General features: G+C 60.2%; 25 protein-coding genes. 21 read left to right on the forward strand and 4 right to left on the reverse strand.

What is annotated here, in order from left to right; translation table 11 throughout:
- Nucleotides 1-4: 4 nt before the first annotated feature.
- The 18 genes from AC5SSZ_RS04555 (at nt 5) to AC5SSZ_RS04640 (ending at nt 14,717) form a co-directional block, all read left to right on the forward strand.
- Complete coding sequence (locus AC5SSZ_RS04555) at nt 5-1,210, forward strand: phage major capsid protein (RefSeq protein WP_495437220.1); 1,206 nt, start codon at nt 5-7, stop codon at nt 1,208-1,210.
- 74 nt (nt 1,211-1,284) lie between these two features.
- Nucleotides 1,285-1,512: a hypothetical protein gene (locus tag AC5SSZ_RS04560; RefSeq protein WP_495437222.1), complete on the forward strand. Its 228-nt coding sequence runs from the start codon at nt 1,285-1,287 to the stop codon at nt 1,510-1,512.
- A 6-nt stretch (nt 1,513-1,518) separates the two neighbouring features.
- The gene (locus tag AC5SSZ_RS04565; RefSeq protein WP_495437224.1) at nt 1,519-2,124 is read left to right on the forward strand and encodes a head-tail connector protein; all 606 of its coding nucleotides are present in this window, start codon (nt 1,519-1,521) and stop codon (nt 2,122-2,124) included.
- Complete coding sequence (locus tag AC5SSZ_RS04570; protein WP_495437226.1) at nt 2,121-2,453, forward strand: head-tail adaptor protein; 333 nt, start codon at nt 2,121-2,123, stop codon at nt 2,451-2,453. Before AC5SSZ_RS04565 ends, AC5SSZ_RS04570 begins: the two co-directional genes overlap by 4 nt.
- Before the next feature lie 174 nt (nt 2,454-2,627).
- A complete protein-coding gene (locus AC5SSZ_RS04575) occupies nt 2,628-3,107 on the forward strand; it encodes an HK97-gp10 family putative phage morphogenesis protein (RefSeq protein ID WP_495437228.1) in 480 nt (159 codons plus the stop codon).
- Nucleotides 3,104-3,466 carry a tail completion protein gp17 gene (gene gp17 / locus AC5SSZ_RS04580; RefSeq protein ID WP_495437230.1) on the forward strand — a complete coding sequence of 121 codons (363 nt, stop codon included), beginning with the start codon at nt 3,104-3,106 and terminating at the stop codon, nt 3,464-3,466. The genes AC5SSZ_RS04575 and gp17 overlap by 4 nt, the downstream gene beginning before the upstream one ends.
- 51 nt (nt 3,467-3,517) lie before the next feature.
- The gene (locus AC5SSZ_RS04585; protein ID WP_369002841.1) at nt 3,518-3,967 is read left to right on the forward strand and encodes a phage tail protein; all 450 of its coding nucleotides are present in this window, start codon (nt 3,518-3,520) and stop codon (nt 3,965-3,967) included.
- A complete protein-coding gene (locus tag AC5SSZ_RS04590; protein WP_495437232.1) occupies nt 3,964-4,335 on the forward strand; it encodes a hypothetical protein in 372 nt (123 codons plus the stop codon). Before AC5SSZ_RS04585 ends, AC5SSZ_RS04590 begins: the two co-directional genes overlap by 4 nt.
- 98 nt (nt 4,336-4,433) lie before the next feature.
- A complete protein-coding gene (locus tag AC5SSZ_RS04595; protein WP_495437234.1) occupies nt 4,434-4,664 on the forward strand; it encodes a hypothetical protein in 231 nt (76 codons plus the stop codon).
- Between the two features lies 1 nt (nt 4,665).
- Nucleotides 4,666-9,450: a hypothetical protein gene (locus AC5SSZ_RS04600; RefSeq protein WP_495437236.1), complete on the forward strand. Its 4,785-nt coding sequence runs from the start codon at nt 4,666-4,668 to the stop codon at nt 9,448-9,450.
- Nucleotides 9,450-10,355, forward strand: coding sequence for a hypothetical protein (locus AC5SSZ_RS04605; RefSeq protein WP_495437238.1), 906 nt, complete (start codon nt 9,450-9,452; stop codon nt 10,353-10,355). The genes AC5SSZ_RS04600 and AC5SSZ_RS04605 overlap by 1 nt, the downstream gene beginning before the upstream one ends.
- A gap of 12 nt (nt 10,356-10,367) precedes the next feature.
- Nucleotides 10,368-11,321, forward strand: coding sequence for a hypothetical protein (locus AC5SSZ_RS04610; protein WP_495437240.1), 954 nt, complete (start codon nt 10,368-10,370; stop codon nt 11,319-11,321).
- Nucleotides 11,322-11,333: 12 nt separating this feature from the next.
- A complete protein-coding gene (locus AC5SSZ_RS04615) occupies nt 11,334-11,669 on the forward strand; it encodes a hypothetical protein (protein ID WP_495437242.1) in 336 nt (111 codons plus the stop codon).
- Between the two features lie 3 nt (nt 11,670-11,672).
- Entirely contained in the window at nt 11,673-11,993 is a 321-nt protein-coding gene (locus AC5SSZ_RS04620) for a hypothetical protein (protein ID WP_495437244.1), read from the forward strand.
- Nucleotides 11,993-12,307 carry a phage holin family protein gene (locus AC5SSZ_RS04625; RefSeq protein ID WP_065270983.1) on the forward strand — a complete coding sequence of 105 codons (315 nt, stop codon included), beginning with the start codon at nt 11,993-11,995 and terminating at the stop codon, nt 12,305-12,307. Before AC5SSZ_RS04620 ends, AC5SSZ_RS04625 begins: the two co-directional genes overlap by 1 nt.
- Nucleotides 12,308-12,380: 73 nt before the next feature.
- On the forward strand, nt 12,381-13,178 hold the full coding sequence (locus tag AC5SSZ_RS04630) for a glycoside hydrolase family 19 protein (protein ID WP_495437249.1): 798 nt from the start codon (nt 12,381-12,383) through the stop codon (nt 13,176-13,178).
- A complete protein-coding gene (locus tag AC5SSZ_RS04635) occupies nt 13,165-13,503 on the forward strand; it encodes a hypothetical protein (RefSeq protein WP_495437251.1) in 339 nt (112 codons plus the stop codon). Before AC5SSZ_RS04630 ends, AC5SSZ_RS04635 begins: the two co-directional genes overlap by 14 nt.
- 1,022 nt (nt 13,504-14,525) lie before the next feature.
- The gene (locus AC5SSZ_RS04640; protein WP_495437255.1) at nt 14,526-14,717 is read left to right on the forward strand and encodes a hypothetical protein; all 192 of its coding nucleotides are present in this window, start codon (nt 14,526-14,528) and stop codon (nt 14,715-14,717) included.
- A 452-nt stretch (nt 14,718-15,169) separates the two neighbouring features.
- Here the strand turns inward: AC5SSZ_RS04640 and AC5SSZ_RS04645 are convergent, their stop codons facing one another.
- From AC5SSZ_RS04645 to AC5SSZ_RS04655, 3 genes are all read right to left on the reverse strand, one after another.
- Entirely contained in the window at nt 15,170-15,544 is a 375-nt protein-coding gene (locus AC5SSZ_RS04645; protein WP_495437257.1) for a hypothetical protein, read from the reverse strand.
- Nucleotides 15,541-16,298 (reverse strand): IS5 family transposase gene (locus AC5SSZ_RS04650; protein ID WP_495436877.1). Its coding sequence is split into 2 segments (ribosomal slippage): nt 15,541-15,980 and nt 15,980-16,298, totalling 759 coding nucleotides; the frame shifts between segments, so codons are not numbered across the junction. Before AC5SSZ_RS04650 ends, AC5SSZ_RS04645 begins: the two co-directional genes overlap by 4 nt.
- Nucleotides 16,299-16,392: 94 nt before the next feature.
- Nucleotides 16,393-16,644 (reverse strand): hypothetical protein, encoded by a 252-nt coding sequence (locus AC5SSZ_RS04655; protein WP_495437259.1) that lies wholly within the window; start codon nt 16,642-16,644, stop codon nt 16,393-16,395.
- Between the two features lie 564 nt (nt 16,645-17,208).
- On the opposite strand from AC5SSZ_RS04655, the gene AC5SSZ_RS04660 reads away from it, so the two are divergent.
- Nucleotides 17,209-18,033 (forward strand): class I SAM-dependent methyltransferase, encoded by an 825-nt coding sequence (locus AC5SSZ_RS04660; protein ID WP_495437261.1) that lies wholly within the window; start codon nt 17,209-17,211, stop codon nt 18,031-18,033.
- A gap of 171 nt (nt 18,034-18,204) precedes the next feature.
- On the opposite strand, the gene AC5SSZ_RS04665 is transcribed toward AC5SSZ_RS04660, so the two are convergent.
- A complete protein-coding gene (locus AC5SSZ_RS04665) occupies nt 18,205-18,390 on the reverse strand; it encodes a hypothetical protein (RefSeq protein ID WP_495437263.1) in 186 nt (61 codons plus the stop codon).
- Nucleotides 18,391-18,908: 518 nt separating this feature from the next.
- On the opposite strand from AC5SSZ_RS04665, the gene AC5SSZ_RS04670 reads away from it, so the two are divergent.
- Both AC5SSZ_RS04670 and AC5SSZ_RS04675 read left to right on the forward strand, forming a co-directional pair.
- Nucleotides 18,909-19,370 carry a hypothetical protein gene (locus tag AC5SSZ_RS04670; protein ID WP_495437266.1) on the forward strand — a complete coding sequence of 154 codons (462 nt, stop codon included), beginning with the start codon at nt 18,909-18,911 and terminating at the stop codon, nt 19,368-19,370.
- Between the two features lie 692 nt (nt 19,371-20,062).
- Nucleotides 20,063-22,666 carry a calcium-binding protein gene (locus tag AC5SSZ_RS04675; RefSeq protein WP_495437271.1) on the forward strand — a complete coding sequence of 868 codons (2,604 nt, stop codon included), beginning with the start codon at nt 20,063-20,065 and terminating at the stop codon, nt 22,664-22,666.
- Nucleotides 22,667-22,701: the final 35 nt, after the last annotated feature.

The raw sequence follows: 22,701 nt of genomic DNA on the forward strand, positions 1-22,701 counted from the left end.
CCCCATGTCGGGAGAGACCAAAACCGCTGCAGAGCTGGCAGCGGAAACGAAAGCTGCGTTCGATCGTCAGTTCGACGCTGTGAAAGCCATTGCCGAGGATGCTTTGGGTAAGGCGCAGGCCGGTGAAGAGCTGGGCCGGTCGGTCAAGGAAAAGGCCGATGAGGCCCTGGTGGAAATGAATGGCCTCAAATCCACGCTGACCGAGCTCGAGCAGAAGCTGGACCGCGATGGCGGTGCGGCGGGGACCGAGCACAAGACCGTGGGTCAGCAGTTTGTTGAGAGTGATGAGTTCAAGTCCTTCGGGGAAGACGGGTTTGGCCGCAATTCCAAGGCGCGGATGGAGCTCAAGGCCTCGTTGACGCTGGCGACCACGGATACCGATGGTGCAGTGGGGGCCGGGGTGGGCGCAACGCGCCTTCCGGGCATTCAGGAGATGCCGCAGCGGCGGATGACGGTGCGCGATCTGCTGTCGCCGGGCCGGATGGATGGCAACACGCTGGAATATGTGCAGGAGACTGGGTTCAACAACAACGCCGCGCCTGTTGCCGAAGGCGGCCCGAAGCCGGGATCTGACATCAAGCTCACTGAGAAATCCACCGGGGCCAAGGTGATCGCGCATCATATGAAGGTGTCGCGCCAGGCGCTGAGCGATGTCTCGCAGCTGCGCTCGATGATTGACCAGCGGCTTCTCTATGGGCTGGACTTCAAGGAAGAGGTGCAGATCCTGAACGGCGATGGCACCGGGCAGAACCTGCATGGGATCATCCCCAATGCGACGGCCTATGCGCCTGCCTTTGCGGTTGGGGCGGAGACGGTGATCGACAAGCTGCGGCTTGCGATGCTGCAGGCGGCGCTGGCGGAATATCCGGCCACGGGCCATGTGCTGAACCCGATCGACTGGGCGCGGATTGAGCTCACCAAGAACGCCAATGAGGACTACATCATCGGCAATCCGCAGGGCAGTGCGCAGCCGATGCTGTGGCGCCTGCCGGTGGTCCAGACGCAGGCGATCACGGTGGACAAGTTCCTGACCGGGGCGTTCCGCATGGGTGGCCAGGTCTTTGACCGCTGGGATGCCTCGATCGAGACCGGCTATGAAAACGATGACTTCACCCGGAACATGGTGACGATCCTGGCCGAGGAGCGCCTGGCGCTGGCGATCTATCGCCCGGAGGCCTTCATCTACGGGGATCTGGGCTTTGTTGCCTGATCCGGAGTGATCTGAGCCATGAGGGGCGCGCAGTTTTGCGCGCCCTTTTCTTTTGAAGGAGCGGGAGAAAGCCCATGAAATACATCGTCAAACGTCCGCATCAGGGCGACCAGTGGTACAATGAGGGGGACGCGCGGGAGGCGGATCCGCGCGATGTTGCGCATCTGGTGGCGCGCGGCGTGCTTGTTCTGCCCGAAGAGGAAGAGGCTGCAGAGGCGCCGGAAGATCCGGAGGGCGGCAAGGCCAGCCCGGTTCCGGAAACCAAGGCTGCCGAGCCTGCTGAAACCAAAGGGCAGGAGTAAGCCGCGATGTGGCTGGAACGGCTTTCTGGTGGCAATGCGGCGCTGATCACGCTTGCGGATGCAAAGGACAAGCTGCGGATCCTCACGCCTGAAGGAGAAGATCCCGAGCTTGATGCGGAGATCTCCCGGGCCATTGCTGCGGCTTCAACGCATTTGGATGTGGATGGCGACGGCTTTGGTGGCCTCGGCTTTCCATTGGTCTCGCAGCAATGGGTGCGCAAGGGGGCAGGGTTCACGGGTGATCTGCTGCGCCTGCCGTTTGCGCGGATCCACTCGGTGGATGCGGTGCGCTGCCTGCAGGAGGATGGATCCAGCCTGACTGTGCCGCCTGGGGATTACATCCTTGCCGGATCCGGCCGGGCGCGGCGCATCGAGCTGTTGCCCGGCAAATCCTGGCCCTCCCATGCGGCGCGCGCCGATGCGGTTGAGGTCGAGTTCACGGCGGGTTTTGCCGCCGCTGAGGCGGTGCCGGAGGATATCCGGGCGGCGGCGCGTGAGCTGGTGAAGTTCTATTATGATCATCCGCTGGCGGATGCGGCTCTGGGTATTCCGGAGCAGGTGCAGCGCGGGGTGGACCGGCTGACCCGCCGCTACCGGGCCTTTGCAGGATGAGGGCGGGAGCGGCGCCGCGTCTGGATCGGCGGATTGTGATCCTTGAGGCGAGCTTTGTGGAGAATGAGGCCGGGGAAGAGGTTGCCACCGGCTGGGCGGAGTATGCCCGGGAGCGGGCGGAGTACACGCCTGTCTCTGATGGCGAGCGCATGCGGGCGGCATCCGTGGAGCAAAAGACGGATGCGCGGTTTGTTGTCCGCTGGTCGGTCAAGCTGGCTGCGGTCAGCGGCGAGAACCGGATCCGGTTTGACGGGGCGGACTGGCAGATCACCGGCGTAAAGGAGCTCGGCCGCAGGCTCTGGGTCGAGATTACCGCGTGGAAGGTCTGATAGCTGGGGGGATTGCGTCCTGAAGTGTGCAGCCCGCGATGTTGCTCAGTAGGGGCGGAGATTATCACGGGCTGCAGCTTAGTAGGGATGTTCCTCACCTAACAATGTTCGAATTGCGTTGAGATTAACGGATTGAATTTTTTGAGGCTTTTTGATGAGGCAAGGATCTCAGACATGTCAGTCAAGATGAAGATCGAAGGCGCCGGTGACATCGAGCAGGCGCTGGGGCAGCTTGCGCGGGGCACTGCCAAGGGGGTGCAGCGGCGGGCGATGAAGAAGGCGCTGCAGCCGGTTGCGACGATGGCCGATGCGTTGTCGCCCTTCACGGTGAAGGTCACCAGCAAGCTGACGGCCCGGCAGGCACGAGAGGCGCGCGGGGACCGGGGGCGCAGCAAGGTGGTGCTTTACGTGGGGCCGGTGCAGCCGGATGACAGCGATGCACCGCACGGGCACCTTTACGAGTTCGGCACCGGACCACGGGTGCAGGCTTCGACAGGCAGGTTCGTCGGAGCGATGCCTGCGCGGCCTTTCATGCGGCCCGCCTGGGATGCCAACAAGGCCCAGATGCTGGAGACCCTGAAGCGCGAGACCTGGGCCGAGATCGAAAAGACCGTGGAACGTGCGCGGCGCAAGGCGGCGCGGGCTGGCGCATGAGCATGGAACGCGAGCTGAAGGATCTCCTGAAGACCCTCGGGCATCCAGTGGTCTGGGGCGTCTTTGACCGGGACGTGGGCTTTCCCCGCATCAGCCTGCAGCGGATCAGTAACGTGTCGGCCTATTCCCAGACCGGGCGCGGGGATGTGGAGACCGCGCGGGTGCAGGTGAACATCCATGCCCGCAGCTATGGCGAGATCATCCCGCTCGCGCGGCTGCTCTCGCAGACCCTGACAGACTATCGCGGCGGGTCTGTGATCCGCTGCAAAGAGATATCCCGCCGGGATGGGACGAACCCCTCCGGCGGCGATGTGATCCGGCTTCAGATGCTGGACATTCAGGTGCGCTACCGCGCCTGACCTCTGGCCGGGTGACCGGCTCAATCAACAAATGATGGAAGGAAGAAGCCAATGGCAGAGAATGTCATTCCGGGCGATCTCGTTGACATGGAATGGTCCGTCGACGGGGTGGACGGGAACTTTGCGGTGATCAAGGGCTGCAAGACGATCGGGATCCCGGAGGTTGACCAGGAATACCGGGACCGGACCTCGCTGGACAGCCCGGGCCGGTTCAAGGAATGGGGCCTTGGCCTCAAGGATGGCGGGGAGATCACCCTCAACTGCTTTTACTCGACCGAGCTTTACAAGCAGGCGGCGGCCTATAACGCGGCAGGCAAGCCGGTGTTCTTCCGGGCGAAGCTCCCGCCGGGCGAGGGGCAGAGCACGGGCGATCTCTTTGCCTACAAGGCCTACGTGGTTCCGACGATCCCCACCACCGACCAGGATGGTGATCTGATGACCGATCTCAAGCTGCGCACCACCGGCGCGGTTGACTGGGTAGAAGGGACGGCAGCGGTATGATCAACCACGCGAAGATGAAGGTGGGCAAGACCACCCACAAGCTGAAGTTCTCGACCGCCGCTCTGATGCGGATGGAAGCGGAGAATGACGGCAAGCCCTTTGATGCGCTGGTGGACCATCTGATCAGCGGCAAGGGCGGCGCGTCTTTTGTGGTCTCCGTGCTGGCTGCCGTGATGAACGATGGCGCGGGCGGCGAGCGGGACGAAGCCGTTGCCCTTGTCGATGGGGCAGGCGGCGTGCGCAAGGTGCTGGCCTCTCTCGGCGAGGCCATCGCGGTTGCCTTCCCAGCCGAGGCGGATCCCGACGCTGATTCCGATGAGGACGCAGAAGGAAACAGCGAGGGAAACGGGCAGGCCGCAGGGGCGTAAACTGGCAGGCGCTCTATCGGTCGTGGTGCAGGCTGGGTCTGCACCACGATGACTTTGGCGCTGTCACCCTGCGGGAATACGATCAGATCACCCGGGCGGTGATCGATGGCAAGAACGACCAGGTCCAGGCGCGGCGGGTGCTGCAGCAGGAGCTGGCGGTTCTGATCAGCCATGCATTCCACAGCCCAAAAACCATCCCCGACTTCACGAAGGCCGGGAATGAGACATCCAGCAAAACCAAGCGGGACAAGAAAAGCGATGCGCAGGCTGTGGAGCAGCTGCGCGCTTCGCTGATGAGCCTGCACTTCCACAATCAGAGAGGGGCATGAGATGGCCGCGATTATCGGCGCTCTTCGGGGCGTTCTGTCCATGGATTCGGCTGCCTTTGAAAGCGGCGCCAAGCGGGCGCAGTCCACCATGGGCAAGACCGAGCGGCGCATGCTGCGGATGGGCGCTGCGATGGAGAAGGCCGGGCGGCGGATGTCGCTGGGCCTGACCCTGCCGCTGGCGGGCGCCGCTGCGGTGGCGGTCAAATCCAGCCTGCAGATGGTGGATGCGCAGGCCAAGATGGCGCAGTCGCTGGGCACCACCGTTAAATCCATGCAGGTGCTGGACCGGGCAGCGGATCTGTCGGGCGTGTCGATCGGGGAGGTGCAGCAGGCAACCATCCAGCTGACCAAGCGGCTGAGCCAGGCGGCAGGCGGATCTGGCGCCGCGGCCAAGGCGCTGAAGCGGCTGCATCTGAATGCCTCCGATCTGCAGCGCCTGCCGCTGGATGAGCGTCTGGCCCGGATCCAGGGGGCACTGGCGGATTATGTGCCGCAGGCAGAACGCGCGGCGGTGGCCTCGGATCTCTTCGGCAGCCGGGCCGGGCTGATCTTCACCCGCATTGATGGCGCCACCCTGAAACTCGCCGCAGAGGATGTGAGCCGCTTTGGCGTGGCGATCTCCGAAGTGGATGCGGACCGGCTGGAGACGGCCAATGATGCGATGTCGCGGATGGGACTGGCCGGGCGGGGTCTGGCCAACCAGCTGACCATCGCCCTGGTGCCTGCAATGCAGACGGTGAGCGATGGCGCGGCCTCGGTGGCGGAATGGTTCAACGGTCTGGGCGAGGGGACCAAGCGGGTAATTGCGCTCGGCACGGCGGGCGCGGCTGCACTGGGGCCGCTGGCGGTGGGGCTGGGTCTTACTCTCAAGCTGACCGCGCCGCTGGGTGTGGCGATGGCGGGGATGCTTTCCACCGTTGCGCTGGCGCCGGTGCGGTTCCTTGCGGCTGCAAAATCTGCGGTGGCTCTGGAGATGGCGCTGGGGGCCACCACGACCCGGGCAGCGCTTGGCAGTGCTGCGATCAAGGGCCTGTCGCGGGGGCTGGTGCTCTTGCGCGGTGCGGTGATCACCACCGGGATCGGTGCGCTGGTCGTGGGCGCGGGGTACCTGGCCATGAAGTTCCACAAGCTGGTTACCGCCACCGGTGGCTGGGGCATGGCACTGCAGGCGCTTGGGGATCTGGCTTCGGGCGTCTGGGAGGGGATCAAGACCAGTGCCCGCTCGATCGGCCCGGCGCTTGGCGCGGTCTGGGAGACCGTCAAGGCAGGCTTTCTGCGCATGATGGGGACGATCTCGGAAAACTGGTCTGCCTTCCTGTCGGGGCTGGCGGTTCGGGTGAAGAACATTCCGGGCATGTCTGGGGCCTTTGATGCGCTGAATGAGGCCTCTGGCCGCGCCTTTGAGGGCGTTGCGAGGTACGATGCGCTGGCGGTGCGGGCTGCAAACAGTAGCGCGGCACTGAAGAAAGAGGCCAAGGGGCTGGTGCGCGAGGGTTGGGATAAGGCCGCGGCTGCGCTCAAGACCCTGACGCTGCAAATGGACAGCGCCAATGCAGAGCTGGATGCGGGCGATGACAGCGCCGATGCATTGAAGAACAGCCTCGAGGATCTGAACGATACGCTGGATGACGGATCCGGTGGCGGCACCAAGGGCAAGCTGGATAAGACCAAGAAAAAGGCAAAGGACCTGTCCGAGGAGCTGAACGGGCCGCTGTCCTCTGCGGTGGATGGCGTGGCGCGCTCCTTTGGGGACTGGGTTGCGAATGGCCTGCGGGATTTTGAAGGCCTCTGGGACGGGATCAAACAGGCGGCAAAACGCGGGCTGGCGGATCTGGCGTCCTCCTTTGCGCAGAACACGCTGAAGATTGCACTGGGGCTGTCGGTGACGGGATCCGGCAGCGCGGCCAGCGCAGGAACTGCCGTGCTGGGCGGTGGCAGCGGTGGCGTGAACCCGCTGGGGATCTTGAGCAATGTCGGCGGTCTGGTCGGCGGGGGCGGTATTGCCGCCGGGATCGGATCCGGCCTTGGCGGGGTTCTGACAGGCGGTGGCCTTGGCTCCAGCTTTGCCAACCTCGGCGGGCTGGTCAGCGGTGCCTCCAGCGGCTGGGGCGCGCTTGGGGCGGCCCTGCCTGCGGCGGGTCTCGTGCTGGGCGGCATTGCGCTTCTGGCCAAGGGTCTCAGCCGAAAATATGCAGGCTCAGGGATCCGGGGGCGTTTTGGCGCCGATGGCTTTGAAGGCTCCTCGATCGACTTCTACAAGGGCGGCTTCCTGCGCTCCAACCGCACCGATTACAAACCGCTGGAGGCAGACTTCGAGGCGGCGCTGGATCAGAGCGTCACCGGGCTGACCGATGGTGTGAAGGATATGGCGGCCTCGCTGAACCTTGGCACCAAGGCGCTGGAGGGCTTCACCAGCGAAGGCTTCACGCTCTGGACCAATGGCAAGAGCCAGGAAAAGATCCAGGAGGAGCTGCAGGCGCGCATTGAAGAGACCGGCGCGGAAATGGCCGAGCTGGTGCTGGGCACGGATGACTTCAGCCGCGCCGGAGAAACCGCGCTTGATACACTGGGGCGCCTGTCCGGCAGCCTCACTGCGGTCAATGATGCGGCGGATCTCCTCGGCCATGGTCTCTTTGATGTCTCCCTGAAGGGCGGTGATGCGGCCTCGCACCTGGTCGATCTCTTTGGCGGCGCCGAGGCCATGGCGGGATCCGTCTCGGCCTACTTCGGGGCTTTCTACTCCGAAGGCGAGCGCACGGAAGTGATCCTGCGGCGTCTGCGCGAAGAGTTCGGGGAGCTGGGCGTCGCCATGCCCGCAAGCCGGGATGGCTTCCGCGAGCTGGTCGAGGGGATCGATACCACCACGGAACACGGGCGCGCGCTTTATGCGGGGCTTTTGCAGATGTCCGGCGCCTTGGCCGAGGTGCTGCCGCAGGTCAGCGCCTATTCCGCCGAGCTGGCGGGCATGGTGGGGGAGATCGGCGGCGAACTTGGTGCCCAGATCGATGCGGCCCGCGCCCGGGTCTCCGAGGAACGCGCCACAGCGGAAAGCTGGAGCCGTGCGGGCAGCGGGCTGCGGGATCTGGTGGATGGGCTGATCACTGGCGATCTGACCGGCGCCAGCGCGGCGCAGGCAGAGGCAGCGCAGCGGGCACGGCTGGACGGTGCGCTTGCAGCGGTGCGCGGCGGGGACCTCTCCGCAGCGGAAAGCCTGCCGGAGCTGGCGCGCGCCTATCTGCAATCGGCCCGGGCCGGTGCAGGATCTGCGCTGGAATACCGGCGCATCGCGGCAGAGGTCCAGGGTCAGCTGCGGTTTGCGGCTGGGGTGGCGGATCTTGAAAGCGGCAATGATGAGGTTCTGGCCGGTCTTTATGAGCAGCAGATCGAGGTTCTGACTTCGCTTGGCAGCTTCCTGCAGCTTGAAGGGCTGACCGGCGATCAGATCGCGGATCTGAGCCAGGGCGTGCAGGATCTGGCAGCGGATTGGGACGGCACCGTCAGCGCATTTGAAACCTCCCTCGGGGCGCTGGAGGATGCGATCAGCCAGGCTGAGGCCTTCAGCTATGACGATCTGGTCGGCGCGCTGGATGTAGCGGTGACGCTGGCCGATGATGCGCCGCGCTGGCTGCGCCGGATGGTAGAGCAGGCAGATAGCGGGATCCGTACCACCCTGGACTTCATCATCCGCCGGGATGACCTGACGGCGGCGGACCGCTGGATTGCCACCCATGCCCTGTCGCAGCATGTGGCCAGCCTTGACCTGGTGCTGCGCGAGGATCTGGACCGGCAGACCCGGAAGCTGGTTCTCACGAACACCGAAGAGCTGCGCCGCAAGCTGATGCTGCAGCTGGGCCGGAATCTTGATCCGGACACCCGGGCCATGGTGTTGACGCGCAGCGCCAATCTGTCCCGCCGGGTGAACGTGGCGCTGACCCGGGAGGGCGGCGACACAGTGGAGCGGCTGACGCGTCTGCAGGATCTGATCGGGGTGCGGGGGCAGGCCGGGCGGATCAGCTTTGGCGGAGCGGTGCGCCTGACGGCGGATACCGTCTTCAGCGATCTGACCTTGGCCACCGGGGATCTGCTGCAGCCGATGGAAAACCTGCGCGCCATGCTGGGGGATCTGCGCGCGGCGGTGCGGCTGGACACGGCAGAGCGGCAGGCGCAGTCCAAGGTTGCCTCCCTGCAGATCCGCGGCGCGGGGCTGGCCGATCGCACAGAGATCAAACGAGCAGGGGGCGCCGAGCTGATCGGCCAGATCGAGGATCTGCAGGCCTCCACCGGGATCAAGCTGCTGCGCGGGGCAGGCGAGGACGCCATCCTGCGCCAGCGCGAGGATGGCACCATTGCCTATCGCGCGGATTACACCAGCGGCGGCGCGGGGCTGGCGGCCTTCAATGCGGCCTTCCGGGGCGCGGATGGTCTGGAAGCCAAGATCGCGGCCTACAATGAGCGGATCAGCGGCAGGAACGACCGGCTGGAGCGCCTGCGGGCGCAGATCCGGGGGCTGGGCGGTATTCCGCAGTTTGCTGCTGGCGGTGCCCATGCGGGCGGCTTGCGCATCGTCGGGGAGCGCGGCTGGGAGATCGAGCGCACCGGCGCTTCCCGCATTCACAGCCATGCCGAGTCCGTGGCGATGCTGGATAACCGCTTCGTGGTGCAGAGCGTCAACGCCCTGGCCAAACAGGTCGGGGTGCAGGGGCAGAGCATGGAGCTGTTCGTGCGCAAGATCGCGCAGTTCCTGGAGGACTGGGATGAGGCCGGGCAGCCGGAGGTGCGGGTCTGATGGACTTCAACATCATCGCGCCGATGGCCGTCACCGATGCCGAGCTGACCACCTCCAATATCCCCGAGGATGATCATCCGGAATGGTCGGCAGGCACCACCTATGCCAAGGGCGATCTGGTGATCTCGCTCACCTCGCACCGGATTTACCAGAGCATGCAGGATGGCAATCTGGGCAAGGATCCTCTGACCGATGATGGCAGCTGGTGGTTCGACCTGCGGGCCACCAACCGCTGGTCTGCCTTTGATCAGCGGCGCTCCAACACGGCGTCACATCCAGACCAAATCACCTATTCGATCACCCCGACGCAGGATTGCGATGCGATCGCGCTCTTCGGCCTCACAGCCGGGTCGGTGCGGATCGAGGTCTGGGACGGTCCAAGCCAGATCTATGATGAGACCTTTGTCATGGTCGACACCGGCCATGTGGTCAGCGTCTATACCTGGTTCTTCGGCGGCATTGTCTACACCCGCCAGAAGGTGCTGAACGGCTTTCCCGGCTACATCGGCCACCGGATCGACATCACCATCGCGGCGGTCGGGGCCACGGCGAAGGTCGGACACATCGTTCTCGGCCGGAACCATCTTCTGGGGCAGGTGATGAACCTGCCGCGCATCTCCTTCGTCAGTCACAGCCGCAAGGGCTACGATGACTTTGGAGACGAGATCCTGGTGAAGCGCGGCTCCACCCGCAAGATCGAGGTGGCCTTGCTGGTGCCGACCATCCAGGCGCCGCGCGTGATGGACATCATGGCCGAGATCGATGGTCTCGCGACGGCCTTCTACGCCTCGGGCACGGGGCCAACCTACGGGATTGAGGGGCTGGGGTTCCTCGATGACCACGGCCAGCCGCTGGATGTGGCGGGCGAAAGCACCTTCCCCCTGATCATGAAAACACTGAAATAGGACACGAGAGCCATGAGCTATCCGGAGTTCTCCGACTTCCCGCCGATCCCGCAGCGATCGGCGGCGGAGGCGGATTTTGACACCAAGATGTCTGCGCTGTTCCAGCACTTTGCCACCACCCACCGGACGGAGCTGATCGCGCTGATCGATTTTTTGAAGACGGGCAGCACCATCATCGGCGGTGCGCTGAACGCCACTACCGTGGGGCTGGATACCCCAGCGGCTGCGGCGTTCACCTCGCTGCTGGCGGATAGCCTTGGCGGAGATGCGGTGCAGTCGAGTGCGACCGATGCTGCGGCGGGGAAGCTGCTAACGGTCGGTGCTTTCGGTCTGGGGCACAACACCCAGAACCTCGCGCCAAATAACGACATATCAGACGGCATTCCTTCCGGCTTCTACACTACCGACGCGAGCACATCGGGAACAGGTAACGAAACATCTGTAAATGGCTCTTTACTGCATGTTGCTCGGGCCACGGGGGCAGGCAGCCCAGGTGCGTTCCAGCTTTGGCAGCGCGGTGTCGGTGATCTGCTGTATCGGCATTTTAGTAGTGGCGTACCGACTGATTGGGCTCCGATATACACCACAGGGAATATCCTCGGAACAGTCTCGCAGGCAGGGGGAATTCCGACCGGCGCAACCATCGAGCGCGGCAGTAACGCCAATGGCGAGTACGTGCGCTTTGCTGATGGGACGCAAATTTGTTGGCATGATGATGCCGACGACCTTGACGCGACCAGCGCGTCCGGCTCCTTGTATCGGTCTTCAGTCTCGGGCAATTGGACATTCCCTGCCGCCTTTCTGGGAGGATCCAGCATCAGTGTCTCAGCGCAGCCGGATAGTAGCGTACGATGGGCGCAAGCTCACGTATCGTCATCCACCAGCGCGGTGTTTCGGCAATTTCAGGCCACAGCTTCATCAACCACAATTAGCACACGGCTCTTCGCCATTGGCCGCTGGTTCTAAAGGAGTATTCACGTGCAAATTACCTGCACCTGCATCGCCGGTCTGCCCGGCCAGCCCGAAACAACTGCCAGCGTCAGCGGCGAAGTAATCACCGTGGATGGCGTTGCCTATGACCTCTCCGCCGTGCCCGAAGACGGCTATGCCGAACCGGATGGCGAGCATCCCTTCACAGGCCGCATTGAGCGCATCGGAGGCGAGCTGCATCTGTCCCTGCGTTGGACCTATGACACGTCCACCGCCGAGGCTCACCAGCCCGCCTCCGCGCCTGTCCTGACCGTTACCGAAGGGACGGTGCCCGATCCCATCATCCGCAAGCCTGCACCGCAGCCAGAACCTCAGGAGTCCTGAGCCATGACCTTCACCCTCAAGATAATCACAGCTGCCGAGTTGACCGAACAGGATCTGGCGCTGTCCATGGGAGAGGGAAAGGCCGAGTGCCGCCGCCGGATCCTTGCTGTCGTCAATGAGACCGCGCAGATCAATCTGGCCGCAGCCGCTGCTGCGGACCAGCTCACACCTGAGCAACGCACGGCCTATGTGGCAGGTCTGGACTGGATCATGCAGATGCGCGCAGCATGGCCTGCTTTGGCCACGTCCGGCGCGGATCTTGCCGATGATGCGAACTGGCCTGTCGTTCCTGCAGGCGCTGCCGAGCTGGCGGGGGACTTCTGATGGATGAAACCGGCCTGGTGGACTGGCTGTCCAATCTGATCGGCGGCGCGGCAACAACGCTGGTGGGCGCTTCCTTGGGGCGCCTGATGTGGCACTCCGGCGAGGTGCGCAAAGGACAGCGCCGCTTCTTCGGCCCGGAGCTTCTCTGGGAAATCCCGGTGGCCTTCGGCATGGCCATCATCGGGGAGGCGATCGCCAGTTACCTTGGCGCCAGTGCCACGGTCAGCACCGGCATTGTCGCGCTGGCCGCCTACATCGGCCCGCGCGGCGCCGAGGTGCTGCTGGCCAAATGGCTGACTCGCGCCAAACCCTGACCTGATCCCCCGAACCCTGAAACCGCCCCGCCAAGGATGCCCTTGCGCGGGGCTTTTGCATTGGAGGCTTTCCATGCCTGACATTCTCACCTTTGAAACCCTGCAGAAGATCACCGGCCCGATCGCGCCGGGCAGTAACCAGGCGCGCAATGCGCAGTCCTTCCTGCTGGCCCTGAACCGGCACGGATACGATCTGGGGCTGAACCAACCGCACCGGCTGGCCTACCTGCTGGGGCAGGTGCTGCTGGAATGCGGCGCCTTCCGCTATGACCGTGAAATCTGGGGCCCGACCCCGGCGCAGGCGCGCTATGACACCCGCACAGATATCGGCAACACGCCGGAACGGGATGGCGATGGCTACAGGTTCCGGGGCCGCACCGGAATGCAGATCACCGGGCGCGCCAATTACCGCGCCTTTACCGCCTGGGTGCGCCGCCTCGATCCCACCGCACCGGATTTTGAAGCGGATCCCGATGCGGTGAACCTCGATCCCTGGGAGGGGCTGGGGCCGCTCTGGTACTGGTCCGAGCGCGGCCTGAACCCGCTGGCAGATCGGGGTGATATCCGGGCGGTCACGCGGCGTATCAATGGCGGCTACAATCATCTCTCTGAACGCAAGCGCTGGACCCTGCGGACGCAGCTGGTCCTGCTGGGATACGGCGCGACGGATCTGCGGGCCTTCCAGCGCGCTGCCGGTCTCAAGGTGGATGGCATTCCCGGCCCGAAATCCCATGCGGCGCTGCATGCGGCTCTGCTGGCACTACCGGGATCCGCGCGCTCCTTGCGCGGTTCCTGCCCTGGCTGGCGGCCTGATCCGTCGGACGTTTCTTTCTCACTCCAAAACAGAGGACACCCCAATGAACTGGACTGACATTCTACAACAGCTTCAGCCCGCGCTGATCAGTGGCCTGAGCTTGCTCCTGACCGTGCTGATTGGCGGCGCCGCACAAGTGGCCAAGCAACGCTTCGGCCTTGAGATCGAGGCCCGCCACCGCGAGGCCCTGCACAGCGCGTTGATGAGCGGCGCTCGTGCCGCCATCGAGGACGGCCCGGGCGCCGGGAAGGATGTGCTGGTCGAGCAGGCCGTCACCTATGCCCGCGAGTCGGTGCCCGATGCCATCGCGCGGCTGCGGCCCAGTGAGGCGGTATTGCACCGCCTGGTGATGGGCAAGCTGAAGGAAATTGGGGAAAGGTAGGGCGTTGAAGAAAGTGGCCCCACCATGGGGTGGGGCCTTCTATGGATGTTAGCTAAGCACACCGTTCGGCTATAGCCAGATCCCAAGCCATATGAGAGCAATAGTCATAGGGAGAAAAAAGAAAACGAAGGGGTACAAAAGGCTGAGGGAAATATCCTTAATCAATCCCTCGCTACCCACGATGCCAAAACTTATTGCCTTCCATTGTGCGAAAATTGCAGCGTTGAATTCGTTCTCGGTTTCTGTTTTGTTGCTGTGTAGCTGTTTCATTCATTTCCTTAATTTGTGAATGTTGCGGGGCAAGCTGCATTCATGGGACGGCTATCCAAATGATGCAGCTTGCCAAAGCCCCTTCCGCATTTGTTTTAAGCCTCAGGTCTATTTGTACTGTCGCGGGAAGGCTGCGCCAAGGGGGTGCGCGCATGCACGTGTGTTGGTGGTGGATTTAAGTCCCTGTAATTATGTGATAAAACGCCTGATGGGCGCTATCGCGTGGTTTGAATTCGGAACGCAAGCATGTGCCGTTCGAAATTTTTCCGTAAACCTTTTCAAGGCTTTAAGAGGGAAGATACGCACAATACATGACGTAAATAGGTAAGTTTGGAATTCCGTCCCAGATCGACACTCCGTTTCCAGAAATGTTTCCTGAACATAGCTGGAAGTTTGAGAAACTTTCGGAGGAACCTGCGTTCAGATCCGCGAAACTGTCGCGAACCTTCCACGTTGATTCGGTTGTGGATTTTCCTTGATCTGATTCTGGTGGCGTTTAGTTTTGATAAACACACCCAGCCCCATTAGAGATTGGCGGGCACTGTACCGATTGGGGATGACCACACCCTGCTGGAATGCTCTTTGTGTGCGTGTCCACGAACGGCTGGAAGCGGTGCCTTTGAGATCCCGGACTGGTCCGATCTGATCGCCTGCTATGACGGGGCGCAGGCCTAGTTCTATCTCGATCCGCCTTACTGGGGGGGGGGAGCGACTATGGCAAGGGCATGTTCGAGTGAGATCACTTCCAGGCGATGGCTGACCAGCTCTCCGGGATCCGCGGCAAGTTCATCCTGTCGATCAACGATCGGCCAGAGGTCCGCGAGATCTTCGCGGCCTTCCGGTTTGAAGAGGTGGCGCTGAAATACACCGTCTCGGCAGGTGGGGCGACAGATGCGGCCGAGTTGATCATCTCGAACTTTGAGCCGCGGGTTGGGTTGCTTTGAGGCGGTGATGTGGTGGCCTCGTCCCTAGTGGGACGGGGCCTTCGATATTGGCTGGTTTGCGCTGTTGCCCGTCTTTGCAAAGTAGTGGCTACAACGCGGTGTGGGCGGACGCGGTCGATTCCAAAGCCGATATTCGCTCCTAGGACCGGGAGTAACCGCTTCCAGCCCAACCACGACATTCATGCAAGGCGCAGCAATTTCTCTGCTGCAAGTGCGAAAAGCTTCCCGAAAGCTGCCATTCAGTTGGCGATGACAGGCACGGTTGATGCTGCATCAAGCACGAGTGACAGCGAAGCGCAGGAAGCGGACTTTGCAAAGTCGAGGGATCTGCCGACGCGTCGGCAGTCCTATGCTGCATGGCCATTGGAAAGAGCTGACCTTCGCTGCAGATGCAGACGAGTTTTGTCACGGAATAGGGACGGCACGGACAAAGCGGACATTGTCAAAATCTTCTACGCGACCTCTGGAAGCAAGAACACTGTGCGGGCCAGTTCTGTATGGAGGCGCTCATCTCCATACCATTTTTCTAGCACTCTCTTTGACAGAAGGTCCGGGTTGGCGGAAACGAATGCCTCGAATTCCAACGTGGGCGATAGTGCGAGCCTTTCCGCGATCAAGCTCATGAAAGCGTACGTTATCGTCAGATTGAATTTCTGCGGCGCCCCGGCTTTCGTTGCAATGGTGTGAATTCCCTTGGCGTAAATCGCAGCTGCATCGATGAAGTCATATTTCCGCAGTAGATCAAAGGCGACGCGAACGTGCTCTGCGTGATGAAACTCAGAATTATCAATACTATGCGTCTCAAATGCCTTAGGGTCAGGATTCATAACCAGAACATGACCACAGCGGCCAAGGCACATGCGGACAGGAAGACCTTCGGGCATCTGTCGTAGCGGGTCGCGACCCTTCGCCAATCCTTGAGCCGCGCGAAGCTGTTCTCGATCTTGTGGCGTTTGCGGTAGCGGGCCTCATCGTGGGGGATCGGGACCTTGCGGTTCTTTCGCGATGGGATGCAGGGAGTTATCCCTTTGTCTTCAAGGGCTTCACGATACCAATCGGCATCATAGCCACGATCTGCCAGCAGATGTTTGGCGGGCGGCAGAGCATCCAGAAGCGCCCGCGCGCCGATGTAATCGCTCCGCTGGCCCGCCGTCAGAAACATCCGCAGCGGGCGGCCTGCCGCGTCGGTGACGGCATGCAGTTTCGAGTTCATCCCGCCCTTCGTGCGTCCGATCAGGCGGCCACGCCCCCCTTTTTCAGCCCTAGGCTGGAGGCCGTGCGGTGCGTCTTGAGATGGGTTGCGTCGATCATCAGCGTGTCGGTCTTGCTGCCCTGATCAGCCAGTTCCAGGAGCATCCGAGCAAAGATGCCTTTCTCGCTCCACCGCTTCCAACGGCTGTAAAGGGTCTTGTGAGGTCCATAGGCCGCTGGGGCATCCCGCCACCGTAACCCATTGCGATTGATGAATATAATGCCACTCAACACGCGCCTATCGTCAACACGCGGCTTGCCGTGGGATTTGGGAAAGAAAGGCTCCAACTTCGCCATCTGCGCATCGCTCAGCCAGTAAAGATCGCTCATATCACCGCTCCGTTTTGGGAGCCGTGAATCAGACCTCTACAGGAAAATCAATGCATCCTGACCCTAGTAATCGCGGAAGGTTCAACTTTTTGGGTCACGCCTCGTCCTCTTTGAATTTGTGGCTGTCATCAGCACTCAAGTCTAAGTCGTAAACAGCCTTGAGCTGCCCAATCTTCTTTTGGGTTTCCTCTGAGAAGGGCGGCTTGTTCTCAAAGCTGTGAAGAGCGATGCCCTCGATCAGGTCACCGACAGACATGTCCAGATGCTCTGCCGTTCCTTTAAGGACCTTCAGCAACCGCTTTTCGATGCGAACCCCGGTCTGTACACGTTCAATCTTCTTACTCATATTTGTATATATGTACCAAGATAACGCAGAGTCAACTTCTAATATGGGCTCGAAGCAGTCATGGGGCGGCGCGGCATGAGGGTTTTAGCGATAGGGCGCATGGTTGCCGCCGCCAGATGGCGCCAGCCAGCCCCAAGCGGACCTTCAAATCTCCGCAGGTACGCAGGTACCTAGTGCGACACAGCGATCCGATCAGCGCTTTGTAAAACCCAGAACGCAGAATTATGGTGCTCGCGCGTGCGAAGAAAACGGTACAGACCGCCAATCACTGTTTTAGCGTCGTTTATCCTTGAGGGCGCTTGTCTAGACCGGAGTTGTTGCATTTATGAATAGTGGCACTATCCGCTCATATTCTGCCACCGGTACGCTGATCGAATGAGGCCCACTTCCTGTTTTCGTCGTCATGTACGCCTTGCGGTTTAGGCTGGTGTGGTATAGGCCGCACCACGACGCACATGATGTTTCATATCCCCTTTGAACTTACCTGCTGGAGAAATCCAGCTGGATCTCTTGGTGCGGCTCAAGAAGTAACGACTTCTTGCCGCGGTATGAAAGAAGCATATCATGTACAATACACTCTCAAAACTCGTGCATAAGCCCGCTCTCTTTGAGACGTTCGACACGGCAGCGCTCTGGACTGACCCTCATATTGCAAAGATGATGCTCGCTTTGCATCTGGATGAGACAAATGGCTTGGCGTCACGTCCGATTGCTGAGATAGACTCAATGGTGGGTTGGATATCGGAGGCAATCAACCTTAAAGATAAACACTTGGTGGACCTTGGATGTGGTCCAGGTCTTTATTCGACACGTTTCTCGTCGGCCGGAGCAAAGGTCACAGGAATGGACGTATCCAAGAACTCGATTGAATACGCCCTGTCTCAAAGCATACCGAGGGCAACGTTCATCACTGGTAACTACCATACGAGCGATCTTCCAAATGCTGACGTTTATACACTGATTTACGGTGATGCTTGCGCGATGTCCCCTGAAGCTCGAGCGATCTTGTTTAGCCGAATTCATGAAACACTTTCCCGTGGCGGCTCATTCATTCTTGATGCCTTCGATGCATCCTTGTTTGATGGCCTGAGCGAAGGAGTGGCAATTGAAAACAATCGCGAGGCAGGGTTTTGGTCGCCTCTGCCCCACGTACTTATAAAGTCCACCTTTCTATATCCTGAAAGCACGACTTCCCTGGACCGTTTTTTGATTGTCGAAGAAAAGTGCTCAAGATGGGTAAACAATTGGATGCAGTATATGCACCCCGAGCAGTTGAGTGCCGAATTAAGGGTCGCAGGTTTTCATGTGGGTGAACCGTTGGATGTACTGAATGGAAAACCCGTCAGTGAGACGCGCCAGATGTTTACGCTTGTCGCCAGTAAGGCCTAACTGCGTCTGAGAGCGGCCCCGTGGACATCTTGCCTCGGGGCCGCCCTTCGGATTTGGTGCTATAATTGCCCCCATTAGACACTTCATTTAGGAAATGTCGGCCAAGGCTGAAATGCGTACTTGAGTCAGTTGCAACCCCAAGCGGGCACGTCCAACCGCGTCAAAAAAAGATCATTTTTTGTTTTTTGGCTCTGTGAACAAGTTGATCAGGGTGGCGCCTAAGATCCAAACTGCAAACATCAGGAACGTAGCTAGAGCCATTGAGTAGAGCTGACCAATGTAGCCACCAAGCCCCAGAACAAGCCCTACCGCTCCGTTGACCGCCTGCAACTCTCTTCTTTTGGACTTGAAAGCCATTTACTGTTCCCGCAACGTTTTCGCAATGATACCTGTGGAATGAAGTGGCGTCCATGATCGTGATCACTAATTGTCGGTCATATACAGCTATGCTCTGCAGACCTGTTTTGCCCAACACCCCACGATCCTGGGTTTACAGCGAAAGTCCGGCGCGACTGGCCGCTTAGCAGCACTGGAAGTACCCGACTAACAACGTCTTCAGACCGTCTTCTAGATTCTGCAAAGTAAACTTTTTGCGCGTCGCTGCCGTTTGAGCGAGGCGCAACGTCACCTGGGGCAAGTGAGCAGACTTGAAGGTCCGCTTGCGGGAAGTGTTGCGCGCTCACAGCAGAGCCCTCGCTGCCTCTTGCATGAATGTCGTGATTGGGCTGGCTGGTGTCATCTGGCGGCGGTAACTAGGTGCGGAATCGCTGCCACCCTGCCGGCGCGACGCGGCATGTCGGCTTCGAGCCCATATTGACGACTGCGTGTTGGCGAAGCATTGTCGCCGGTCAAAGCCGAGGAGGTGAGGCGTTGGGATGAAACTGGTGGTTCGATACCTTCTTGTCTTTGCAATCCCTCTGCTGGCTTCCTTGCTCTTGTTCTATGGCAGTCTTCCTCTCAGAACAGAGGCCCATCAGATCTCCAACGAATGGTTAAGCCTTGCGCTGTCCTCAAACGTTCGGGACAAGGGCGCTGCCTTCGCAACCCTCGGTAATGACGAACATGCTAGAATTTTCAGGAGGATAGAATATCTGGCTATTTTCACCGTCTTGCTCGCCAGCCTTGTTTGCGCCTTGATCATCCCGCCTGATCTTTCTTTTGAACGGAATCTGAACTTGCTTACGGCGATGGTCGTAGGGCTTTGTGCTGCAGAATTCGTAATCGGTTTCGGGCTTCTGAACTGGCGGGAATTTGGAAAGGCCGCGGCAGCCGGATCGGTTCTCGCGGGTTCAGTAGTCTGGCTGCGGAATGCTGTCATGCGTGGGCAGACCAGCTGACACGGACGGCGGCTTCGTCCGCATTCCCGCCGTTCGAAGGTGGTCAGCGGCTGCACCTGCGGCGAAGGGCAGCTCTTCCTTGTGCGTCTGCGGCATGGATTGCTCGCCATGTCGCCGGATCCGCCGACTTTGCAAATGTCGCTATCTGCGCAGCGCTTCCGTTCGTGAACAACGCTCCGAACAAACGGCTCACCGCCATTCATGCACGTCGCTGTGTTCTACTTGCGTACCAGGGCGAATGCCGCGTTTCGGCAGGGAGTAATCCAACGACCTTAAAGATGCGCGGATCCCGGGGGCTAGGCCTGCAATGCGCAGGTTTCGGACTTTGCGAAGCGTAGTGATCGGCGCATAGCTTACATCCGTGCATCGCGTTGAAGCTGTCCACAGTTGGCCTAAAGCACATGTCTTTCGATGCTATCTTTCTGCGTTCCTGGTTTGCTGTGAGATCTGGCTGGCGCCTTGGTCTCGCGCCCTTCGCGTGTACGCGTTCTCAGGGTGAGAAGCAGTCTCTTTGAAAATGCCGCGCCGGGGACACTGGCGGACGACCTAGTGATAGAGCCTAAATGGTCGGGAAACCGCCCGCAATTATACGCTTCGACGCAATAATACTGAACTCATATCATCTTTTTTGCAGTGCATTGAGGTGAATTTGATATATCTATGATGTTGTCTTTGCCAGTTCTGAGGGTTTCATGCCTACGATTTACGATTCCGTTGCCGATACCGCGGGGGGGGCAATTCGCCTTGAAGTTGGCAGCCCATACGAATTTACGTTGAGCCAGGCTGAGCTTGATGCTGCGGCAACCTTCGGTAACCCAGAGTACGACTACTTCGAATTTTACGCAGACCCACTCACGACCTATACGGTTCAAGTGATCGCTGCGAATGACGCCATAGACGGATCGCTCTGGCTGCCGTCACCGACATGGCCCGGATACGATTCCGAGTTTGGCTTCACAGCTCCTTCCGGTACGATGGTTACTCTGGAAAACGGTTATTCTGTACGCAATTGGGATCCGGGCGACAGGCTCGTAACTACCCTTGTTGAGGGCGGGCTTGTCCGGATGGCAGTGCGCTTTGATGGCTGGGTACAAGAGTATTCAAGCGGTGAAGACTTTTCTGATTTGCGCGCGACTGACCGTAGTTTTTTCATCCGCGTCGTCGAGGGGGATGTAGCTGGGACGCAGCCGCAGATTGACACAGTGGGCACTGGGGCTGACGCCGCAACAGTCGGGTCAGAGGACGCGGCGCTCACCGTTGGAGAGCTCGAAGATCTCGACGGGGTGCCCGACGTCGACGACTATCTTTTTTCACTCCGAGCGGGTTTTCATTATGACGTAGTCGTACGCGGCACCGCCGGTGCGCAGTCTGGCGAAATTCCAGACATGTTCCGGGTGACTGTCAGCGAAGAAGATGGTGCAAGTTCCTGGAGTCTCGAGTCGGGTATCGATCGCATGTCGACGGGTGATGTCGAGCAGACGATCACCTCCGTACGTATCGGAGATAGCTTTGGAGATCCTCTGCTGCAGCCAGGCGAAGAGGTCGGAGTACGTGTCTCAATCGAAAGTCTATTCGACCCTGAACGGGAAGTTGGCCCTTATCATACTGGTGGCTACTCCGTGGGCGGATTTGAAATCGAAATCGTACCGCTTGACGACGATCACGGAAACAACCGTTTGAGCCCAAGTACAATTTCAATTGGAGAATGGCAGTCCGGGACGCTAAACTCGTTCTACGAGATCAGCGCAGCCGAACCTTTTGGTGATCGCGACTGGATGAAAATCGTCGGCGGTGTCGAAGAAGGCCGCTACTATATTGCAAGCTTCGACTACGAAGAGGGGCGCCCCTTCTCCATGTTTGCGGGCTTTCACAATGCGGTTGCGACAGAAACGGTGCGGGCGCCCGATTATGCGATCTGGAGGCCCGACTATACGGGTGCGGCCTGGCTTGAAGTGGATGCCGATCTAGAAGGCCCCGCAGACTGGCGCGTAATCCTCGGCAGCTATGAAACGCTCGAGCTTGGCAATCGGTCTGATGAAAGGATTTCTGGTACCTCAAGCGAGAACTTCATTGACGGACGCAAGGGCGAGGATCTGCTACTAGGAAGGGGGGGCGACGACCAACTCGTTGGTAGTCGAGGTAACGACACCCTAAAAGGCGGCGGCGGGTACGACATTCTGAACGGCGGCGCGGGCAAGGACCAGCTCAAAGGCAATAGCGGCAGCGACATTTTGTATGGCGGAGCACGTGGCGACAAGCTCATCGGCGGCCGCGGTTCCGATACGTTGTTCGGTGGGGATGGCAGGGATATCCTAAAAGGTGGCGGCGGCCATGATGCTCTTTATGGCGGAGCAGGCCGCGACAAGCTGATTGGGGGCGGTGGCAACGATACGATCACGGCTGGCTTTGACGGGGATGTGGTCAAGGCTGGCAGCGGCATGGACACGATAATTGTGGGGGCACCAGAAGGCACCAAAGATCTACGTATCAGGGGGACCATGGAAGAGGGTGATACTCTTAATCTGTCTGCCTTGGACATTGTCTCATACTTCGTTGACGAAGCGTTCGTGGGCGGTGGTGTGTCGTCCGTGCGTACCCGTCAGGATGGTTTAGGCTTCGATATTGACCTTGACGGGGATGCCGTAGGTGATCGATCAATCCTGTTCGGAAGCAGCGAAGATGCTGATCGGATCGAGCTGGAGGGAGTAGCGATCAGGACGCCAGAAACAGTCTATGAATACCTCGCCAGCACCTTAACGCCGCTTGAGTGGACGCCGACTAGAGAGACAGTCAGTTTAGGCCTTTACGGAAGAACTAGCTACGATTTGATATCCGGCACCAATGAGTCCGATCTTATTCGAAATGATGAGGGGCCGGACTATTATCTATTCAATCCCCAGGTTCGAGCCGGTAGTGGTGATGACATCATTGACATGCAGCCTACGAGAGTCCTGGAGTTCTACGGGGGCACAGGAGATGACTTTTTCGTTTGGCATCCATCGTCCGAGTCCGGATTCAACAACTACTCGATCGCGCTAAATGATTTCCGGCAGTACGGTGAAGAGGATTATATCGTCGTACGCGAAGATATTTGGGGCGATGGTGTGAGCATCGACAATATCACGTTTGACGTCCTGCGTGGCGATGGCGACTATCTGGAAGCCCATATAGTTGGCACCAATGGTCTGGAAGGTACGATTTACGTGCGTCAACCGGTTCGGTCTTCTGACGTCCTCCGCAATAATGATGCAACGTCTGCTGATTTCCTCAGTGAGGATGCGTTCATATTTGTATGACACGCGTCATGCGGTCAGTTCCTTTCTGAATATAC

The organism is Phaeobacter sp. CC-HEC084, from assembly GCF_059429255.1.

Bases quoted from the DNA above. Each gene is read 5' to 3' on its own strand.
- AC5SSZ_RS04555 (WP_495437220.1), top strand. From the start codon at position 5: ATGTCGGGAGAGACCAAAACCGCTGCAGAGCTGGCAGCGGAAACGAAA.
- AC5SSZ_RS04560 (WP_495437222.1), top strand. From the start codon at position 1,285: ATGAAATACATCGTCAAACGTCCGCATCAGGGCGACCAGTGGTACAAT.
- AC5SSZ_RS04565 (WP_495437224.1), top strand. From the start codon at position 1,519: ATGTGGCTGGAACGGCTTTCTGGTGGCAATGCGGCGCTGATCACGCTT.
- AC5SSZ_RS04570 (WP_495437226.1), top strand. From the start codon at position 2,121: ATGAGGGCGGGAGCGGCGCCGCGTCTGGATCGGCGGATTGTGATCCTT.
- AC5SSZ_RS04575 (WP_495437228.1), top strand. From the start codon at position 2,628: ATGTCAGTCAAGATGAAGATCGAAGGCGCCGGTGACATCGAGCAGGCG.
- gp17 (WP_495437230.1), top strand. From the start codon at position 3,104: ATGAGCATGGAACGCGAGCTGAAGGATCTCCTGAAGACCCTCGGGCAT.
- AC5SSZ_RS04585 (WP_369002841.1), top strand. From the start codon at position 3,518: ATGGCAGAGAATGTCATTCCGGGCGATCTCGTTGACATGGAATGGTCC.
- AC5SSZ_RS04590 (WP_495437232.1), top strand. From the start codon at position 3,964: ATGATCAACCACGCGAAGATGAAGGTGGGCAAGACCACCCACAAGCTG.
- AC5SSZ_RS04600 (WP_495437236.1), top strand. From the start codon at position 4,666: ATGGCCGCGATTATCGGCGCTCTTCGGGGCGTTCTGTCCATGGATTCG.
- AC5SSZ_RS04605 (WP_495437238.1), top strand. From the start codon at position 9,450: ATGGACTTCAACATCATCGCGCCGATGGCCGTCACCGATGCCGAGCTG.
- AC5SSZ_RS04610 (WP_495437240.1), top strand. From the start codon at position 10,368: ATGAGCTATCCGGAGTTCTCCGACTTCCCGCCGATCCCGCAGCGATCG.
- AC5SSZ_RS04620 (WP_495437244.1), top strand. From the start codon at position 11,673: ATGACCTTCACCCTCAAGATAATCACAGCTGCCGAGTTGACCGAACAG.
- AC5SSZ_RS04625 (WP_065270983.1), top strand. From the start codon at position 11,993: ATGGATGAAACCGGCCTGGTGGACTGGCTGTCCAATCTGATCGGCGGC.
- AC5SSZ_RS04630 (WP_495437249.1), top strand. From the start codon at position 12,381: ATGCCTGACATTCTCACCTTTGAAACCCTGCAGAAGATCACCGGCCCG.
- AC5SSZ_RS04635 (WP_495437251.1), top strand. From the start codon at position 13,165: ATGAACTGGACTGACATTCTACAACAGCTTCAGCCCGCGCTGATCAGT.
- AC5SSZ_RS04640 (WP_495437255.1), top strand. From the start codon at position 14,526: ATGGCTGACCAGCTCTCCGGGATCCGCGGCAAGTTCATCCTGTCGATC.
- AC5SSZ_RS04645 (WP_495437257.1), bottom strand. From the start codon at position 15,544: ATGAATCCTGACCCTAAGGCATTTGAGACGCATAGTATTGATAATTCT.
- AC5SSZ_RS04655 (WP_495437259.1), bottom strand. From the start codon at position 16,644: ATGAGTAAGAAGATTGAACGTGTACAGACCGGGGTTCGCATCGAAAAG.
- AC5SSZ_RS04660 (WP_495437261.1), top strand. From the start codon at position 17,209: ATGTACAATACACTCTCAAAACTCGTGCATAAGCCCGCTCTCTTTGAG.
- AC5SSZ_RS04665 (WP_495437263.1), bottom strand. From the start codon at position 18,390: ATGGCTTTCAAGTCCAAAAGAAGAGAGTTGCAGGCGGTCAACGGAGCG.
- AC5SSZ_RS04670 (WP_495437266.1), top strand. From the start codon at position 18,909: ATGAAACTGGTGGTTCGATACCTTCTTGTCTTTGCAATCCCTCTGCTG.
- AC5SSZ_RS04675 (WP_495437271.1), top strand. From the start codon at position 20,063: ATGCCTACGATTTACGATTCCGTTGCCGATACCGCGGGGGGGGCAATT.